Below are 17108 nucleotides of genomic sequence, written 5' to 3' on the forward strand. Positions count from 1 at the left end.
TCAGTTAGTACAAGCTAGACCCACCTACCCACATCATCTCTCTCCCCTGAGCCATCACCCATTGCATCAACTGCTGCCACTCTGGTGACTTCCCTAACCCATCAGCATCAAACTCCCCGCCCCAATTCCTGGAAAACTCGGCAAAATTATCTGCCCAATGTACCACTGTCTCCATGGGTAAATAAGGACTATAGCCCCAAGCCTGCTGTAAATACTTGATCATTTCCCTGGGATGTCCTGTATTATACAAATACCAAGCAATCCATACTAGGGTTCCATAACGCACCTGATTTTCTAATAGACGGATTCCTGGTGGTAATTCAGCCTGTTGGAAGAAGTTGTCAATGGCTGCTGACAGGGAGCGAGCTTGAGGAAGTCCTTTGTGCATGGCACTTTGGTGATGTTGCCGATAGCCTACGGTTACCTGACGCAACCAAACGGCAGGACAACCCTTAAGGGCTAACCGTAACACTATTTCGGTATCTTCAGCGGGTGGAAACCTGGGGTCAAACCCGCCAACGGCCTCTAGCCAGTGGCGACGGAACATCATGGCACTAGGCAGGACTGGCTTCCACAGTAACCAACTTTCTAAGTTTAATTCTGGTACTTTCTCCCATGGACGCACTGTCATCAGTGGCTTACCCTGGGCATCCACGCGGTACCAACCACTATGGACAATTCCCAGGTGGGGTTGTGCTTCAAACACTGCTAACTGGGCAGCTAACTTACCTGGCAGAAAAAAGTCATCGGCATCGAGGAATGCGACAAATTCACCGTTGGCTAATTTAATCCCATGGTTGCGGGCAAGGGAGACTCCTTGGTTTTCTTGATAAATGTAACGAATGCGTCCGCGATAGGGTTGCAACACTGATCGAGTCTGGTCTGTTGAACCATCATCAATTACCACTACCTCATAGGAACAGGCTTCTTGATTCAGCGCACTTTCCACTGCTTCGGTAATATAGCGATCGCAATTATAGCTGGGAATAATTACACTGACTTGTGGTATCATTTCATACCCTCCCATCACCCCATTGAGCACTGCTATAGCTTTATATAGCAAAGGGAACAGGGAACAGGGAACAGGGAACAGGGAACTTCGGGACAAAAATTATCAGAATTCCTACACTGATCCCTATAGTGATTAGCTCTTTTTATGAAACAGATATGAAGATTTAATGATCACAATGTAAAAAGTTTGCAAAAGAAGTTTGTTTAGAAAACAAACTATCGCGAAATAGTATTATGTAAAATAACAACAAAAAATTCTAAAAATGTGAAAATTAACTTTTTTTTGTTTCCTGCTATATACTGGTTGAGGTGATCTCGTAGTCTAGTTAATGAGTAATAGGTAATTACAACTAACAAATTCCCAATAACCAGGACCCAAGTTTGTGTCTTTTGTTACGGTGATCTGAGCTAGTTTTAACTAGACGTTAATTATCAAAACTCTAACGGTTGAAAACCGCGATGCTGGCTGAACGCGGGGGACAGTTCAACTATCCATCAAAAACTCCAAGGGGACTCCCGTTATACCAGTAGGGTTAGCGGGAGACGGGGCGTATAAAGTGCGGACGCAGGTGACCCACACAGCCCCTTGGAAATTGGAGACTAGATTACTTGCACTTTTTAAATATTTCCTCTAGAATAACTATGTTGTTAGCGGAGGACTGGATGCTAACTCAAGTTAATAACCTGCGTTTAGACGAACAGCAGATATTAGCTCTAAAGCAGATGTGTCACTTGAGCAAGAACATGTTCAACGTGGGACTCTACAATGTCCGTCAGTATTTCTTTCAAGAACGTAAACATTTGCGATACGAAAGTAATTATTATCATTCCAAAGAAAATGATAATTATAAACTGTTGCCGACGGATATTGCGCAACAAACATTGAAGATTGTTGATAGGTCTTTCAAGTCTTTCTTCGGGTTGTTAAAGCTTAAGTCTAGTGGAGGGTATCAGGAAAAGATTAGACTTCCACAGTACCTCCCAAAAGATGGACATTTTCTCTTAGTTATCCCGATCAGGAAGCGTGACTGGGAAAAATTACCAGGAAAAGACTGGCTGTTCACTGTTCCAATGTCTTGTAAATTCAAACGAGAGCATGGGGCAGTTCAGTTTGCTGTTCCTGAAAGACTTAGAACTAAAACAGTCAAAGAAATCCGTATTATCCCTAAGTATGGGGCAAGATACTTTGATGTTTGTTATTGTTACGAGGATGAATCTGAAGAACAGGTCGAACAGACTGGCGAAATCTTAGGTATCGACTTAGGACTTGAGAATTTTGCCACATGTGTCAGTACTACTCAAAAGTCGTTCATTATTGATGGTAAGCGAATAAAGTCTGAGAATCAGTTCTACAATAAACGCAACTCCAAACTTCAGTCTATCAAAGACTTACAAGGCATTAAAACCTTGACGAATCGACAGGCTAAGTTACTAAGAAAGCGGAATCACAAAGTCAGAGATTTCACTAACAAAGCAGCTCGGTATGTTGTAGATTGGTGCAGAAATAATAAGATCAGCAAGATTGTTATTGGTTACAACCCCGACCTAAAACAAAAGGTCAATCTAGGGAAACGAAACAATCAAAAGTTCACCCAGATTCCGATATATACATTCAAGGACAAGCTGGAAAGCCTCTGTGAACGATATGGCATCGAAATGATCGAACAGGAAGAATCTTACACCAGTAAAGCATCTAGCTTGGATAAAGATGAATTGCCTGTGTGGAATGCTGACAACCCAAAATCCTACAAGTTCAGTGGTAAGAGAATCAAACGTGGATTATACCGAACTAGCAAAGGTTGGTTGATTAACGCTGATTGCAACGGAGCGCTAAATATAATTCGCAAGCACACAAGTAACCCCAATGATTGTATCGGAGGGTTTAGAGGTTGTTTGGCTCAACCAGTAAGAGTTTTATGCTCTTAAGAATCCCCCGCTATAATCGTCCGGCTTAGCCGACGCGGGGCGCGTTCGATTTAGCGGTGGGAGCAGTCAACTGCCCAAGCTAGTTCTAACCCGATAGCTGCCTAATGATCAAGGTTGAATCAACTTACCAACAAGTCAAGGCTTATTTAGCCAAGAATCAATGGGGTCAAGCCGTTGCTTGTTGTCGCCAAGCCCTGAAACGGCAGCCTAATTCTGGGGAATTCAATTTCTTACTAGGCTTTGCCCTAGCTGCTCAGGGAAAGCCCAGGCAAGCAATTTATGCCTATAGTAAAGCGGTGCAACTCCAACCGGAGCAAGCTCAAACTCATTCCTGCTTAGGTGAGTTATATAGTCAACTCAAGGATTTCTCAACAGCAGAATGGCATTATCAACAGGCTGTTTACCTACAGCCCGGTCAGGCTGAGTACCATTACAATCTAGGAATCACCAGGCACAAGCTGTGGGAGTGGGATGCTGCCAAAGAAAGCTATCAGCAAGCGATCGCACTTAACCCCAAGGATGCCAAAGCCCACTATCACCTAGGAGTGTTGTATGGTCAACGGGGTCAGTTAGAGGAAGCCAGCAACAGTTATCGCCAAGCCATTACCAACCAGCCCGATTACCTCAGCGCTTATAATAACTTGGGCTGTGTTCTCTTTGAGCTAAAACAATTCGAGGCAGCAAAGGCAGTCTATCAACAAGGTATCGACCAACAAGGTATCGACCATAATCCTAAGTGGGGGACTCTGTATAATAATCTGGGTAAGGTGCTGCAAGCACAAGGTAAGGCAGCTGAGGCTCTGGTGGCATACAGTAGTGCGATTGAGTTAAACCCAGAGCTAAAATCAGCTTACTTAAATCTGGGTCGGTTATGGCAACAGAAGGGTAATTATCCGGTAGCAGTGCAGTATTTTGAAAGGCTGCTTAGGCTGGATCCAGAACAGATATTGACCTACAGTGAATGCGCCAGCGCCTTGATGGCTCAGGGGAAACTAGCCCTAGCCTTTGACTATTTACGAAAAGCGATCGCATTGCAACCAGCTTTTGTGGAGGCTTATTGCCAACGTGCTAAAGGTTTACCAGGCCAGGATATACTTGAGCGATCGCAAATTTATTGTTCTGGATTTCTTGAGGCACTACGGAACAAAGAGGATACTTTCCAAGTTTGCCTTTATCTGTGGCAGACTTATCTATATTTAGGGGATACCTTGTTGGAGTATGGTGCAGCAAAGCAGGCGGAAAAGTATTACCAGAAAGCGTTACAGATTCAGCCAGACCAGGTTGAGTTGTATATACGGTTAGGGGATTGTTTAGCCGAGCAGCAGCGACTGGATGCAGCAGTAATGACTTATCACATGGGTTTAGCCTTGCAACCAGCTCATCCTCAGATTTATCTACGGTTAGGGCAAGTCTTGAGCAAACAAAAGCGGTTCCAGCAAGCCCTTGAATACTACGAAGCCCTCTGGCATCAGCATTTAGAAGAGGGCAAGGTGAGCGGTCACCTTGGCAGTCTCGGAGTCTTGCCGAGATATAACTTGCCGAGAGATAACCTGCTCAGAGATAACTATAGTGCTAAGCCGAGAGATAATATTCCTAACCCTCTCACCTCCCAACCCCCTCACCCGATTAAGGGCATTTATGAAGCGACCAGGGATTGGTATATAAGCACAGAGTGCCATGGCTGCTACTACATAGAGGTACCTTGCTCAACCATCGAGAAGGATTGGCAATATACTAGATCGAGGGACATTGAAGTTTCTGTGAACCATGGTTTACAGGGCAATAGTTTCCCAAACGATCTCAACACCATGTCCATGGTAGCGCCGCCAGCTTCTGCCCTGGCTCCTATATCTGTTGAACCCAGCGAGTTCCAGTCTCAATTCCAGTCTCAGTCCCAGCCTCAATGTGGCGGTGTTACTTGTAATCGATGTATGAGACGACTGTGTAACCAGTTTGAGTCAATTCATCTGGGCAAGAGGGTCTATGAGTGTAACCCACCGCAAACACTGTCTGTGGATTACCCTACTGTCTTTGTGGCGACTATCCCACAAGGACGGGCTTGGATTGCCCCCCAAAGCAGTTACTGGAAGATTTGTCATGGCATCGCCATCATTACCCCAGATGATTATTTGCTATCTGACCTCTCTCGAAATTACCCATGGTATTTGCCTGGATGTGAGAATTACGACCCCAGAAACCATATAATCTTTAGTCTGGAGCAGATGCCGCCTTTAGAGTACATTGATGGCACAGTAGCGGTTCTATCGGGACTTTCGGGACATGTCTACTACCACTGGATGTTTGATGTCCTGCCTAGAATTGAAATCCTGCGCCGCAGTGGGATAGATTTCGCTAAGATTGATTGGTTTTTGATCAATACGCCACAGCAACCCTTTCAACAAGAGACCCTGAATTGCTTAGGCATTCCTGCTAACAAAATTATCTCAAGCGATCGCTACCCCCATATTCAAGCCCAGGAGTTAGTCTTACCCTCCTTTCCCGGACATTTTGATTGGGTACCTAAGGGTACTATCAACTTCCTCAGACAGAGGTTTTTACCGCAAACTCTGGAATTAAGATACCCAGAGCGTATATACATCACTAGAGCTCAAGCCAGACATCGACAAGTTCTCAACGAAACTGAGGTCAAGGAGCTGCTATCCCAATTTGGTTTTATTACCATTGCCCTAGAAAGCCTGTCTGTGAGGGAACAAGTTGCTCTATTTGCTTCTGTCAAAGCGATTGTTGCTCCCCATGGCGCTGGTTTGACCAATACTGTATTTTGTCGCCCTGGAACTCAAATCATAGAACTAGTGTCACCGAATTATGTTAGAACAGATTACTGGATGATTAGCCAACAACTGGGACTGAAACATTATTATGTAAAAGGAGAAAATTTTGACTGTAAACCTATTCGCCAACTAATGTATACTAGCTCACTAACAGAAGATATTTTAGTTAACTTAGATTCCCTTTATTCAGTAATGAAAATTACTGGGTCAAATCAGCTATGCTCAATGGTGTCTAACCAATAAGGAGGCAAATAATTAGAATAAAAAAAACTAATACTGTGGCAAAAAAAAATTGTAATAAATTATAGTTTATAGGTAATATCAACTAGGATAAAGAAGGAGTTATAGTAAATGTCTTCTATTGTTGCTGACCCAGATCTTGAAGTTATCCCGACTAACGAAGATGGCTTCGTGATTTTAGGACCAGAGGATCAACCAACTAATGTTGATGGGAGCAATGGTCTAGATGTTATTCAGACTGGTGATCAAACCGATGAAGTTAGTGGTGGTCGAGGGGATGATGTCATCATAGGCCAAGAAGGGGATGACCAAATCACTGGCGATGAAGGGAATGATGTCGTGCTGGGTGGAGCAGGAAATGATAACCTGATCATAGGAGCAGGAGAGGATGTGGCGATCGGAGGTCCTGGAGAGGATACATTTACCTTCGAGTTCTTTGACGACCAACCGGATATTATTACTGAGTTTAACTCTGGAGAAGATAGAATCGTGATTCCAGGGGTTGATGACCAGACTAACGTGACTTACGACTCGATCACTGGTGAGCTACAAGTCGATGGGCAAACCATTGCTCAATTGAGTTCAGGTTTGGATCTTGAAATTAATCAAACTGACGATGGTTTTGAAATATTCTAGTAGGTAAGCAATCAGCAATCAGCAATCAGCAATCAGCTATTAGCAATCAGCAATCAGCAGTCAGTAATCAGCAGTCAGTAATCAGTAATCATCAATCAGTAATCAGCTATCAGCTATCAGCTATCAGCTTATGCTTTACATCACAGCGTCGAAGCCTGTGCCACGATACGGCTAGAAGCCTGTGCCACGATCCTTGAGGTGCCAAAGGCAAACAGCTGACCACTGACCACTGACCACTGACCACTGACCACTGACCACTGACCGCTGACCGCTGAATGCTTGATTTGAGATGTGAACATGCTTTATTAAGGAAAGGCAAGAGGCAAGAGGCAAGAGGCAAGAGGCAAGAGTTAATCAAGTAGCGCTGCATCCCTATTCCCTATTCCCTATTCCCTATTCCCTATTCCGCTGTTCCCTCTCATGATGTACACTTACTTAACTGAAGCAATTACCGCTTGTGAGCAAGCTTTGGAAACTCCATCACCAAATCGACCTGATTTTGCTTCGACTTGCCGAGTTTTAGGCAATATCTTGCAAGGGATGGGTCGGTTTGATGATGCAATTTTCTGGCACTCTAGAGTGTTCGATAGCAAACCGAATTTAGTGCAAGTATATGCTAAGATAGCAAGTTTATACAGTAGTCAACAACAGTGGCAGGCAGCGATCGCATCCTACTACCATGCTCTTAGCCTCCAGCCAGATTTTGCTGAGGCTTACTGGAGTTTGGCAGAAATCTATTCTCAGCTGGGGAAAAAAGACGAGGAAATTGAGTGTTGGTATCAGACTCTGAGCCTGAAACCCCAATCAGCAAAAGCTCAGGGGCATTATAAACTAGGGAAAGCTTTCCTGGCTCAGGGTAAACCGGATCGAGGCATTGCTTGCTTCCAAAATGCGATTGAGCGTGACTCCAGCTTATGGGCAGCTTACTACGAGTTAGGAGACTGTTTGATAGCCCAGGGAAAGTGGGATAATGCGATCGCATGTTATCGTCAGTTAATCGACCTTGACCCAAATCAAGCTAAGGCTCACTATAAAATTGCTGGGATTTGGCTCAAACAAGGAATGGTGGACACAGCGATTGCAGCGTTTCGCCGCTCGATTGAGGTTGATCCAAATTTCCCTGGAGCTTATCGGGAATTGATCCAACTGTTGATTCAACAGCAGAAGTGGGATGAAGCGATTGTCTCATGCCGTGCGGTAATTGCTACAGTCGGTGACTATCCCTGGAGTTATGTTAAACTAGGGGATGCTTTGGTAAAAAAAAGTGAGTTGACCGAAGCCTACACCTGTTATCAAAAAGCTGCTAAATTGCGGGGTTGGCATCAGTGTGCTCAGAAGGATTATCGATTCACCCAGGATAGGTTTACCTTTAAAATTCCGGTCTGGGAAAAACACTTGCAGTCCCTAGCTGGTGTCGCAGATGCTCAATGTCTGGAAATTGGGAGTTTTCAAGGCAACTCCGCTTGCTGGTTACTTGATAAAATCCTGACTAACTCTTCAGCTCGATTAACTTGTGTTTCGCCACACTTTCAGGAAGAGTTTGCTGGCAATATCGCTAAAACTGGAGCAGCGGAAAAGGTGACTAGGTTAGAGGGAAAACCTGAGCAGTTGCTTAATTCCCTTGATAGCAATTGCTACGATTTAGCTAACATTCGCGACAGGCGTCACAAAGCTACCATTGCTGAGCAAAATGCTTTACTTTGTTGGAAGCTGCTCAAGGTTGGGGGGCTGATGATCGTTAATAACTATGGATGGAGCAATCCGGCTAAACCACAAGAAGCGCCTAAAATTGGGATTAATAGGTTTCTAGATTCAGTTAAGGGTCAGTTTGAGATTCTGCATCAGGCTCGCATAGTTATTCTTAAAAAAATAGCGTCTTAACGGTAACGATGTCAAGGGATATCAAGCACTCTTCGGGTCATGATCACGATTCTGTTGACCAAACCCAGGGCCAGCTCAAAGTGGTCAAAATTCAAGTAAAGTTGGCTAAAGACCATGCTAATCGGGGCAGTCTGTATGCTCAACAGCAACAGTGGCCCGAAGCGATCGCATGTTACGAAAAAGCGATCGCAATTGACCCCAAATTTGCTGGAGCTTACCGTAACTTGGCTCGGGTTTTCGCTAAAACAGGTCAACAGGCGGAAGCTACGGAGTGTTGGTATCAGGCTCTAACCCTAGAGCCAAATTGGGCTAAACCAGAGGAGCATGTTAAGTTGGGCAACAGGCTGTGGTCTCTAGGAAAACCAGACCAAGCCATCACCTGTTATCGACAAGCCCTTGAGTTAAAGCCCAATTTACTGCAAGTTTACTATCGTCTGGGGGAGATACTCAAATCTCAGGGAAAGATGGAAGATGCGATCGCACTTTATCAACAGGCGGTCGAGAATAATCCCCGAAATCACCAAGCCATGAACTACTATCGACAAATAGTCGATAGTAATCCCAACTCTAGCGCTAAAGATTATCATCAGTTGGGTCAACTGCTCAGAGGGCAAAGTCGATTCAAAGAAGCCATTGAGTCTTATCAAAAAGCGATTGAGCTTGACCCGTGTTTTAAGCGAGCTTATATAGACCTACAGTACACCTGGATTGAATCAGAGCAGTTAGAGCAACTTATCACCTTTTATCGACAGTGCATCAAACGGCAACCAGATTTTCCTCTGGCTTGGGGGAATTTAGGGGATGTGCTAACCCAGCAAGGCCAACTTCAGGAAGCGATTAGCTGTTACCAAACTAGCTCTTACAAGACAGCAGTTGCATCTAATCCCAAACTTGCCGAGGTTCACTGGAAACCTAAAAAAGAGCATGGTCCAGACTTCGTTATTATTGGAGCGGCCAGATGTGGTACATCTTCCTTACATATGTATCTGAGTCGTTATCCACAAATTATGTCCCCTCATAAAAAAGAGTTAAATTTTTTCAGTAAATATTTTAATCAAGGGATTGATTGGTATCTCGCTCATTTTCCATCCATTACCGACTATCCTAATTTCTTAGCTGGGGAAGCAAGCCCTAATTATTTTGACTGCACTGAATCTGCCCAACGGATGTTTCAGTTTTTTCCCAAGGTTAAGCTCATTGTTTTATTGAGAAATCCCGTTGACCGCGCCATCTCTTGTTACTATCACAATTTTTATCATGGCCGAGAAAAGCGCAGTCTAGAAGATGCCCTAGCTCTAGAAAAGCAACGACTGGAAACCTTGACAGAATCAGAGCTATTAGAGATTGGGTATCGACACCCAAATAATTTGTTAGGAAGTCTTTACGTCTATAAGTTAAAACGATGGATGGAGATTTTTCCAAGAGAACAATTTTTAATAGTGAAGAGTGAAGACTTCTATAGCAATCCCAAGACTGTTATGAGTACCATCATTGAATTCTTGGGATTATCTGATCAGAAGTTTTTTCAATACCCCAAATGCAATGGTAGGTCTTACACTCCCATTAGTAAGGAATTGAGACAAAGCTTAAGTGAATTTTTTCGACCTCATAATCAGAAGTTGGAAGATTATTTAGGAATAAAGTTTAATTGGGATTAGAATAAAAAAAGCGGTGTTGCTGATTATGCGTATGGTTTTGCCCCCCTAGGGCGTGTTTTCAACGTTTTTCGCAAGATTATGATCCCCCCCAGCCCCCCTTGAAAAAGGGGGGAGCCATACTCAAAGTCCCCCTTTTTTAAGGGGGATTTAGGGGGATCTCCGAGGCAATAAGACACGCCCTAGACCCCCTGTTTTCAAAGTTTTCCACAAGATTATGATCCCCCCCAGCCCCCCTTGAAAAAGGGGGGAGCCATACTCAAAGTCCCCCTTTTTTAAGGGGGATTTAGGGGGATCTCCGAGGTAATAAGACACGCCCTAGACCCCCAATCATGGGGTATTTAGGGGGCTTTAAGAAAACCAAATGATCGCGCATTAATTTATTAATTCAGCAACGCCTATTTCCTACTGTTCCCTGTTCCCTGTTCCCTGTTCCCTGTTCCCTGTTCCCTAAAATTACCATGGTTAAAACCACCTCCAAACTCACTTTTGAGGAATACCTGGAATATGATGATGGCACAGATAACCGTTATGAGCTATTTGATGGGGAGTTAGTAGAATTGCCTCCTGATAGTGAACCAAATAATTGGAGGGTAATGTGGCTAAGGGATGAATTAGTCCAACTAGTTTACCGCCGTTTAATTAAGACGCACAATTGTGAATTACAAGTTCCAGGAAATCCTCAAAATCGCTATCCAGATTTGGTAGTAATTAGAGAAGAACATCTGATCCAAACGGAAAAACGCTTAACTATCACCCTTGATATGCTTCCCCCACAATTTGTGGCTGAGGTAGTTAGCCCCTACAAAAACCAAAGGGATGAAAACTACCGACGTGATTATGTAGAGAAGGTACAACAATACCAAGAAAGGGCTATTCCTGAATATTGGATTATTGACCCCCAAGAGCAGTTAGTAACTGTGCTGGTGTTAAACAATGGTAGTTATGAAAAACAAGAATTTCGTGATAATCAGCAGATTGTTTCCCAGACTTTCGGTGATTTTAAGTTTACGGCTTTACAGGTGATAAGTGCTAATTGATAGGTAATTTATCAGCTATAGCAAAGGGAACAGGGAACAGGGAATAGGGAATAGGGAGTAGGGAGTAGGGAGTAGGGAATAGGGAATAGGGAGTAAGAAATATGGCATCAAAATTTTATCAATTCTTACATGAATGGCTATATCAGCTTATGCGCTACGCGAACAGTTAGTAGCTGTCAGTTATCAGCCAAAGGTATCTAATCATAAGATGGTAAAAGCTTTTGAATAAAATAAACTGACAACTGACAGCTGACAGCTGACAGCTGAAAGCTGACGGCTAAATCATGAAATTCATTCTCAAATTACCTCCCCAAAAAAAAATTCTAAAAACCCTTGACATTTTTTTATAATCATTACAATAATCGTTATAAACATAATTCAGGTTTTTAGCCATGTCTCAAAACTTTATCCCGAATCAAAACAATAATTCTGATGAATCTAAGCAAAAGAAACAACGTATTAAGTACATTAAAGGCTCTCCTGAAGGAGTCACCAAGACTATTTACTCCCTTTCTGCACTCGGGTATGGGTCAGTTTCCGACTGGAGCCCTTTGCAGCCAACCGGAATTCCAGGGCAAGTAATTAGTATTAACAGCAAGTATTCGATGCTGCCATAACACCTTAAATTTCAGGGGGGGTTTCCCCCCCTGGCAAAGGCTCCGGTTTCCGTAGTGTGACCTTTGCCCAATAAAATAGGATCACATCCGGATTGATTCGGAAAGTGAGAGACATGACATAGTGTTTACTGAAATAGCCGTGGATAGTATTTCTACGGCTATTTTTTTTTGTTTTTTAAAAATATGAAATGCACCCCCTACTGCTCCCTACTCCCTACTCCCTACTCCCTGCTCCCTGCTCCCTTTTTATATTTTACAACTTACATAAAAATGCTAGATAACCTTAACTAAAGAATCAGCGATATGGTGACTTAGTTCTACAGGTACAGCATTGCCTATCTGCCTCATTGCTTCTGTCCATGAGCCGAAAATTTTATAATTATCTGGAAAAGTTTGGATGCGCTTAGCTTCATAAGTGGTGTAATAGCGGACTCGACCATCACGATAACGAATCATATTTTCTCCTCCAGGTACACCATGATCTCCTGCCTTTAGAGCTTTGGAAGGCATATCAATGTAGCTGCCAGTATGTCCAGGATAAATTCTTGCTCCCTTTCTTAAGACATGCTCAAGGTCAAAACTACCTAATGAATCAGGTTCTGGAAGTTTTCCAATTTGGTCTCTAACTGTTTTCCAGGGTTTCAACGATGGCGTGAATAGAGTGAGTTGTTGCTTTAGCCGATTAACTCGTTGCTGGGTTCGTTTATCTAGATTTTCAGTGGTTGAAGGCTTGATTCCATGCTTCTCCCAATAATCATAACTAACGAATTGTGACCAAAGTAACCCATCGAGAGAATGAGTTTTTTTCGGGAAAGACCATTGGATAGTTAAATCTTCTCTGATGCCAACAATGAACACCCGTTCCCGGCGTTGAGGAATGCCATAATCGGCGGCATCAACTAATCGAAAAACTACCTTGTATTTAACGCCTTCATAGTTACCTGAGGTATGGATTTTTTCCAGTATCCTCAGATGATCATCCCAGTTTTCTCCATCCTTCCGGTCAACATCAGGATAAATCAATCTTAAAATAAGGTAGTCAAAATATCTGGCAAAGGTTTTTCTCAGAAGACCTTTGACATTTTCAAAGATAAAAACTTTAGGTATACAAGTGGTTATTGCCTTACAAACATAGGGAAACATATCTCGTTGATCCCTATTACCCTTATGCTTACCCCCCATGGAAAATGGCTGACAAGGAGGTCCACCTGCAATCATGTCTACATAACCAAACTGATTAAAATCGAATTGACGAATATCTATATTGTGAACAAGCTTGTCACTGTAGTTATGGGACAAGGTTTGACAGGCATTTTTATTCCAGTCAATAAAAGCTTTATGTTGGACTCCAGATAGCCGAATACCTGTGGCTAGACCCCCCGCGCCAGCAAATAGCTCTAAGCACGAAATTTTAGACATTTTCTTGATCTAAATTTTCCAAAAATTCTTCAATACTTTTGTATAGTTGGTTTTTGTCTGAATGGATACCTTGGCACTTGTCTGCCCAAGCACGCCCTGGGTGACAAACATCCCAATCAGATTTTGCTTGTTCATATCGACCTTTACCAGGATCATGATTACCAAAACCGTCAATGAGTGTATTCCAAATTGGTTGATACTTCCGGATCAACGCAGCTTCAACAGTCCCGATTAAATCACTCTCTTTATCTTCAAGAATTATAAATCGACAAAAAAAGTCTGACAGCTCCAGCCCTTCTCCAAGGGAGATACTACGACTGTGTTGCCGGAGGCGATTGTTTAGTTCATAACCTTTAGATTTATTAGATGATGTTTGCCTGGCTTGTCTCCAACCTTTTGGAACTGCTTTACCTACATAAATGGGTATACAAAATGCCGTTCTATTGACTAAACTAAACTTTGAGTAAATGCCAGATTTTGGAATTCAATAGATAGCATATACTCCGGTACCATGAAAACGCTCTGGAACAGGAAGTGTATGAACGGGAGTTTGATTAAAAAAGCGAATTGTGTCTTTTATTATTTTATCAAAATCAGGAGATACATAGAGGTGCTTAGAACGTTCAAAAACACTCATATAGGCAGATTTTAAGACTAATAATCCCAATCATAACGACACTTTATTATAGTGCGTTCGCTTAGCGTGACCTACGGTAAATCGCATAGGATAGGTCAATCTTGATCTAAAATATCAGAAGTGAAAGGACAATTCTGGGGGAAACTAACAGATGGATAATTCCTGCTCACCTTCTTCAGTGGATATTTGTAGCAATCGGAAAAGACCGATTCAAGATAAGGCTTGAGGCTAGGAGATTCAGACAACAGAAGATTAATCTGTTCTCTTTGTTCATCGATAGTATTTTCCCAGCCTCGATAATCAGGCTCTGAATCCACGTACTGCCTTTTTAGCAACTGTTCCATCAAAACTTTAAGTCTGCTCTGAACCTCTCGTCTATCCCCTCTTCCTAAGGATGCTATCTCCTCAATTAAATTGTCTATATCCAAGTCATCAAAGTTTCTTGTTTTGAGTTGCTGGCAAGTTGTCTCAGTCCACAGAACGAAATCCTGATCATACAAGTCACTAGTACTCATTGCTTGTTCATCATTTTCTATTTTTATTGTAACGATCAGAGCCTCTCCCGTTTTTACTTAGGATTGCTATATTTCTATTCCCGACTCCCGACTCCCGACTCCCTAAATAAATAAAGGTTGACCATTGATTTAGTCAACCTTTAACCAATAACTATTGCAATAGTGACCTATAAACCAGCCACTTAATACTAGAAATTCATTTCAGCAGCTTGCACCTTCTCAACTTGCTTCTTCTTCAGAATTAGCAACACTTGAGATAGCATAATCGCGCCGATGAAGAGCATCAACCACTTAATCCGAGCTGGGTCTTGTAAGACCACTTCCACATCCCTTTGACCAAATCCACCAACATTAGGATCACTAGTCAGAGGTTGTCCTGATACTACTTTATCTCCTTCAGAGACCAGTAACTCTGGGCCAGCGGGAACCATATCAACTACAGTCTTCCCGTCTGGTGTCTTGATAGTGACTTCGTAGCCAACATATTCTTCAAAGGTAATTTTGGTAATTTCACCAGTGGCAGAAGCATTGAAGGCATTATTATTGCTAAGGTCCCCAGTGGGGTAAACCTGACCCCGTCCCCGGTTAGCACCGACATGAAGCTGGTATTTACCAAAATGGATATCTTTCTCAGTTCTGGGGTCAGGAGACAGAACTGGGAACACAATTTCTTGATACTCCTCACCCGGTAGAGGACCAATGATTACCACATTTTCCTGGTCTTCGCGGTAAGGTTGGTAGTACAGGTCCTCGATTTCTTCTTGGATTTCCTCCGGAATCCGGTCAGGAGGAGCAATCTTGAAACCTTCGGGTAACATCACCACGGCACCCACATTTAAGCCAGCTTTCTCACCACTACCATCGACCTGCTGTGCTTCTAGGTCATAGGGGATCTTAACCACAGCTTCAAATACAGAATCTGGCAGTACCGATTGGGGGATTTCCACTTCTGTCGGTTTCTCTGCTAGGTGACAATTAGCACAAACCAGCTTACCAGTAGCTTCACGAGGGGTTTCTGGAGCAGTTTGCTGTGCCCAGAAGGGATAGGCAGCAGCTGACTGGGGAAGTGCCAGATCACTGGCAAAGAAAAGCGCCACAGCTGCCACAACCAAAACGATAGCTCTGGCAATCATCCCCTTGCCACGGTTAACCATCACCGATACATCAGGTGTTCTCATCACTAAGCCAAAAAACTCAAAAATTGGTAATTTAAAAATTGCAACTTGTTAATTGCTAATGGTTGATTAGCACTAGTCAATTAACTAAGAACTAAGGACTAAGGACTAAAGCAATTAACTCCACCAGGGGTTTTCACCAGTGCGGAAGTCAGTTTCTTTCCAGGTGCTGAAGACTAGGGTGTCGTTTTCTGTTACGGTGGCGTGTGCCAAAGCTAGAGACAAAGGCGCTGGTCCGCGCACTACCTTGCCAGTATTGTCATACTGAGATCCATGGCAAGGACAGATGAACCGGTTCTTGCTAGCATTCCAAGGCACAACACAGCCTAAGTGAGTGCAAACCGCGTTGAGACCGTAAGCTTCGAGACCTTGATCTTCAGTAACAATCACATAGGTGGGGTCCCCTTTGAGACCTTGAGTCAGGGTGCGATCGCCTACATTGTGACTAGCTAAAAATTCGCTGACTTTGATGTCATTGCCCAAAGCATCTTTAGCCGTGACACCACCACCAGACCCACCACTGGATGGGGGGATAAAATACTTAACGATTGGGTAGAGAGCTCCAACAAATGTGCCGGTAATCGTCCCAAACGCCAAGAGGTTCATAAATTGGCGACGCCCCATATCTGGAACGTCTGCAGAGCCAGAAGCTTGAGCCATAACTGAACGCCTAAAGGTATACTTTTTTTACAATTCTGGGAAAATTACCAGAATTTTTTGAACCCTGCTTTTATAACTGTAGTGTAATTCAACCACTGGACAGGGTTGCCCAAATCCTTGCAATATAAGGATTAAAGGCTTGAACTATAAGTATTATTACATTCTTTTACGCTTTATCATAAAGTTAAGAAGCGTTGTATTTGTAACGAAATGTAAACATTTAGTTAGGGCAACAGCTATGACAGGACAGGACTTGCACCAACTCCTGCTCAATAAGTGGGGACGCTCCTATGACATCCAGATTCGGAGGACTCAAGGGAAAATCTTTGTTCAGATTATGTGGAAGTATCTAGAGCAGCAATCCTTCCCCCTTTCTGAAGCTGAGTACCTAGAGCATTTAGATACAGTAGCCAACTATATCCAAGGTTGGGGAGGAGCCAGCCAGGTGCAAGAGTTCATTAACAAAACCCGTGAGCGTCCACGACTGGGGAAAGTGGTCAGTATTCCCATAGAACTAGGTGAGCGGTCTTCGGAATGGATGCTAGAGGATTTTTAGGGAATCGGGAGTAGGGTGTGGGGTGTAGGGTGTGGGGTGTGGGGTGTGGGGAGTACGGAGGTGCTCACAGGGGTAGGTTTTTTACAAAGGGGCGAGTACGTACTTTTATTGTCAAGTACCAGAGCACGAGTGGGGGAAATATTGTCAAGTACCAGAGCGCGAGTGGGGGAAACCACGGCAGTTCCATCAAGACAATGATGATTTTTAGCGATGCAGCGCGGTCTTGGGGAGCCAGTGCGGTCTTGGGGGTTCCCCCCATGAGCAACTGGCGTGGTTTCCCCCATGAGCGACTGCATCAAGACAACGACAATAATGGTACATTTTCTTATCCCCCACACCCCACACCCC

Annotated in this window: 16 protein-coding genes; 8 read left to right on the plus strand and 8 right to left on the minus strand. The window is 43.4% G+C overall.

Annotated elements, in window-relative coordinates; all coding sequences use genetic code 11:
- Positions 1 to 4: 4 nt before the first annotated feature.
- A complete protein-coding gene (locus tag F6J90_RS06680; RefSeq protein ID WP_293091859.1) occupies positions 5 to 1027 on the minus strand; it encodes a glycosyltransferase in 1023 nt (340 codons plus the stop codon).
- 647 nt (positions 1028 to 1674) lie between these two features.
- Between F6J90_RS06680 and F6J90_RS06685 the strand changes: the two genes are divergently transcribed.
- The 3 genes from F6J90_RS06685 to F6J90_RS06695 all read left to right on the plus strand — a co-directional run bounded on the left by F6J90_RS06685 (position 1675) and on the right by F6J90_RS06695 (position 6605).
- The gene (locus tag F6J90_RS06685) at positions 1675 to 2937 is read left to right on the plus strand and encodes a transposase (RefSeq protein WP_293091666.1); all 1263 of its coding nucleotides are present in this window, start codon (positions 1675 to 1677) and stop codon (positions 2935 to 2937) included.
- Between the two features lie 104 nt (positions 2938 to 3041).
- The gene (locus F6J90_RS06690) at positions 3042 to 5972 is read left to right on the plus strand and encodes a tetratricopeptide repeat protein (RefSeq protein WP_293091667.1); all 2931 of its coding nucleotides are present in this window, start codon (positions 3042 to 3044) and stop codon (positions 5970 to 5972) included.
- Between the two features lie 108 nt (positions 5973 to 6080).
- On the plus strand, positions 6081 to 6605 hold the full coding sequence (locus F6J90_RS06695) for a hypothetical protein (RefSeq protein ID WP_293091668.1): 525 nt from the start codon (positions 6081 to 6083) through the stop codon (positions 6603 to 6605).
- A 109-nt stretch (positions 6606 to 6714) separates the two neighbouring features.
- Here F6J90_RS06695 and F6J90_RS06700 read toward each other — a convergent pair whose 3' ends face one another.
- Positions 6715 to 6975 carry a hypothetical protein gene (locus F6J90_RS06700; RefSeq protein WP_293091669.1) on the minus strand — a complete coding sequence of 87 codons (261 nt, stop codon included), beginning with the start codon at positions 6973 to 6975 and terminating at the stop codon, positions 6715 to 6717.
- 50 nt (positions 6976 to 7025) lie between these two features.
- On the opposite strand from F6J90_RS06700, the gene F6J90_RS06705 reads away from it, so the two are divergent.
- From F6J90_RS06705 to F6J90_RS06720, 4 genes are all read left to right on the plus strand, one after another.
- Complete coding sequence (locus F6J90_RS06705) at positions 7026 to 8486, plus strand: tetratricopeptide repeat protein (protein ID WP_293091670.1); 1461 nt, start codon at positions 7026 to 7028, stop codon at positions 8484 to 8486.
- Positions 8487 to 8494: 8 nt separating this feature from the next.
- The gene (locus tag F6J90_RS06710; RefSeq protein WP_293091671.1) at positions 8495 to 10144 is read left to right on the plus strand and encodes a tetratricopeptide repeat protein; all 1650 of its coding nucleotides are present in this window, start codon (positions 8495 to 8497) and stop codon (positions 10142 to 10144) included.
- 458 nt (positions 10145 to 10602) lie between these two features.
- Positions 10603 to 11181: a Uma2 family endonuclease gene (locus F6J90_RS06715; protein ID WP_293091672.1), complete on the plus strand. Its 579-nt coding sequence runs from the start codon at positions 10603 to 10605 to the stop codon at positions 11179 to 11181.
- Positions 11182 to 11573: 392 nt separating this feature from the next.
- The gene (locus F6J90_RS06720) at positions 11574 to 11798 is read left to right on the plus strand and encodes a hypothetical protein (RefSeq protein ID WP_293091673.1); all 225 of its coding nucleotides are present in this window, start codon (positions 11574 to 11576) and stop codon (positions 11796 to 11798) included.
- A gap of 273 nt (positions 11799 to 12071) precedes the next feature.
- Here the strand turns inward: F6J90_RS06720 and F6J90_RS06725 are convergent, their stop codons facing one another.
- The 5 genes from F6J90_RS06725 to petC form a co-directional block, all read right to left on the minus strand.
- Positions 12072 to 13217: a DNA cytosine methyltransferase gene (locus F6J90_RS06725; protein ID WP_293091674.1), complete on the minus strand. Its 1146-nt coding sequence runs from the start codon at positions 13215 to 13217 to the stop codon at positions 12072 to 12074.
- Positions 13210 to 13701: an Eco29kI family restriction endonuclease gene (locus F6J90_RS06730; protein ID WP_366513722.1), complete on the minus strand. Its 492-nt coding sequence runs from the start codon at positions 13699 to 13701 to the stop codon at positions 13210 to 13212. Before F6J90_RS06730 ends, F6J90_RS06725 begins: the two co-directional genes overlap by 8 nt.
- A gap of 248 nt (positions 13702 to 13949) precedes the next feature.
- On the minus strand, positions 13950 to 14369 hold the full coding sequence (locus tag F6J90_RS06735) for a DUF29 domain-containing protein (protein WP_293091675.1): 420 nt from the start codon (positions 14367 to 14369) through the stop codon (positions 13950 to 13952).
- Between the two features lie 188 nt (positions 14370 to 14557).
- Positions 14558 to 15547 carry a cytochrome f gene (gene petA / locus F6J90_RS06740; protein ID WP_293091861.1) on the minus strand — a complete coding sequence of 330 codons (990 nt, stop codon included), beginning with the start codon at positions 15545 to 15547 and terminating at the stop codon, positions 14558 to 14560.
- 114 nt (positions 15548 to 15661) lie between these two features.
- Complete coding sequence (gene petC, locus F6J90_RS06745) at positions 15662 to 16204, minus strand: cytochrome b6-f complex iron-sulfur subunit (RefSeq protein WP_293091676.1); 543 nt, start codon at positions 16202 to 16204, stop codon at positions 15662 to 15664.
- A gap of 238 nt (positions 16205 to 16442) precedes the next feature.
- On the opposite strand from petC, the gene F6J90_RS06750 reads away from it, so the two are divergent.
- Complete coding sequence (locus tag F6J90_RS06750) at positions 16443 to 16760, plus strand: DUF3067 family protein (protein WP_293091677.1); 318 nt, start codon at positions 16443 to 16445, stop codon at positions 16758 to 16760.
- On the opposite strand, the gene F6J90_RS06755 is transcribed toward F6J90_RS06750, so the two are convergent.
- Complete coding sequence (locus F6J90_RS06755; protein ID WP_293091678.1) at positions 16757 to 17044, minus strand: hypothetical protein; 288 nt, start codon at positions 17042 to 17044, stop codon at positions 16757 to 16759. The two genes, F6J90_RS06750 and F6J90_RS06755, sit on opposite strands and share 4 nt — an antisense overlap.
- Positions 17045 to 17108: the final 64 nt, after the last annotated feature.

It is taken from the genome of Moorena sp. SIOASIH (assembly GCF_010671925.1).
Classification (GTDB): Bacteria; Cyanobacteriota; Cyanobacteriia; order Cyanobacteriales; family Coleofasciculaceae; genus Moorena.

Coding starts and splice junctions, on each gene's coding strand:
- F6J90_RS06755 (WP_293091678.1), bottom strand. CDS start 17,044: ATGGGGGAAACCACGCCAGTTGCTCATGGGGGGAACCCCCAAGACCGC.
- F6J90_RS06685 (WP_293091666.1), top strand. CDS start 1,675: ATGCTAACTCAAGTTAATAACCTGCGTTTAGACGAACAGCAGATATTA.
- petC (WP_293091676.1), bottom strand. CDS start 16,204: ATGGCTCAAGCTTCTGGCTCTGCAGACGTTCCAGATATGGGGCGTCGC.
- F6J90_RS06710 (WP_293091671.1), top strand. CDS start 8,495: ATGTCAAGGGATATCAAGCACTCTTCGGGTCATGATCACGATTCTGTT.
- F6J90_RS06725 (WP_293091674.1), bottom strand. CDS start 13,217: ATGTCTAAAATTTCGTGCTTAGAGCTATTTGCTGGCGCGGGGGGTCTA.
- F6J90_RS06695 (WP_293091668.1), top strand. CDS start 6,081: ATGTCTTCTATTGTTGCTGACCCAGATCTTGAAGTTATCCCGACTAAC.
- F6J90_RS06690 (WP_293091667.1), top strand. CDS start 3,042: ATGATCAAGGTTGAATCAACTTACCAACAAGTCAAGGCTTATTTAGCC.
- F6J90_RS06720 (WP_293091673.1), top strand. CDS start 11,574: ATGTCTCAAAACTTTATCCCGAATCAAAACAATAATTCTGATGAATCT.
- F6J90_RS06705 (WP_293091670.1), top strand. CDS start 7,026: ATGATGTACACTTACTTAACTGAAGCAATTACCGCTTGTGAGCAAGCT.
- F6J90_RS06715 (WP_293091672.1), top strand. CDS start 10,603: ATGGTTAAAACCACCTCCAAACTCACTTTTGAGGAATACCTGGAATAT.
- F6J90_RS06680 (WP_293091859.1), bottom strand. CDS start 1,027: ATGGGAGGGTATGAAATGATACCACAAGTCAGTGTAATTATTCCCAGC.
- F6J90_RS06750 (WP_293091677.1), top strand. CDS start 16,443: ATGACAGGACAGGACTTGCACCAACTCCTGCTCAATAAGTGGGGACGC.
- F6J90_RS06735 (WP_293091675.1), bottom strand. CDS start 14,369: ATGAGTACTAGTGACTTGTATGATCAGGATTTCGTTCTGTGGACTGAG.
- petA (WP_293091861.1), bottom strand. CDS start 15,547: ATGAGAACACCTGATGTATCGGTGATGGTTAACCGTGGCAAGGGGATG.
- F6J90_RS06700 (WP_293091669.1), bottom strand. CDS start 6,975: ATGCAGCGCTACTTGATTAACTCTTGCCTCTTGCCTCTTGCCTCTTGC.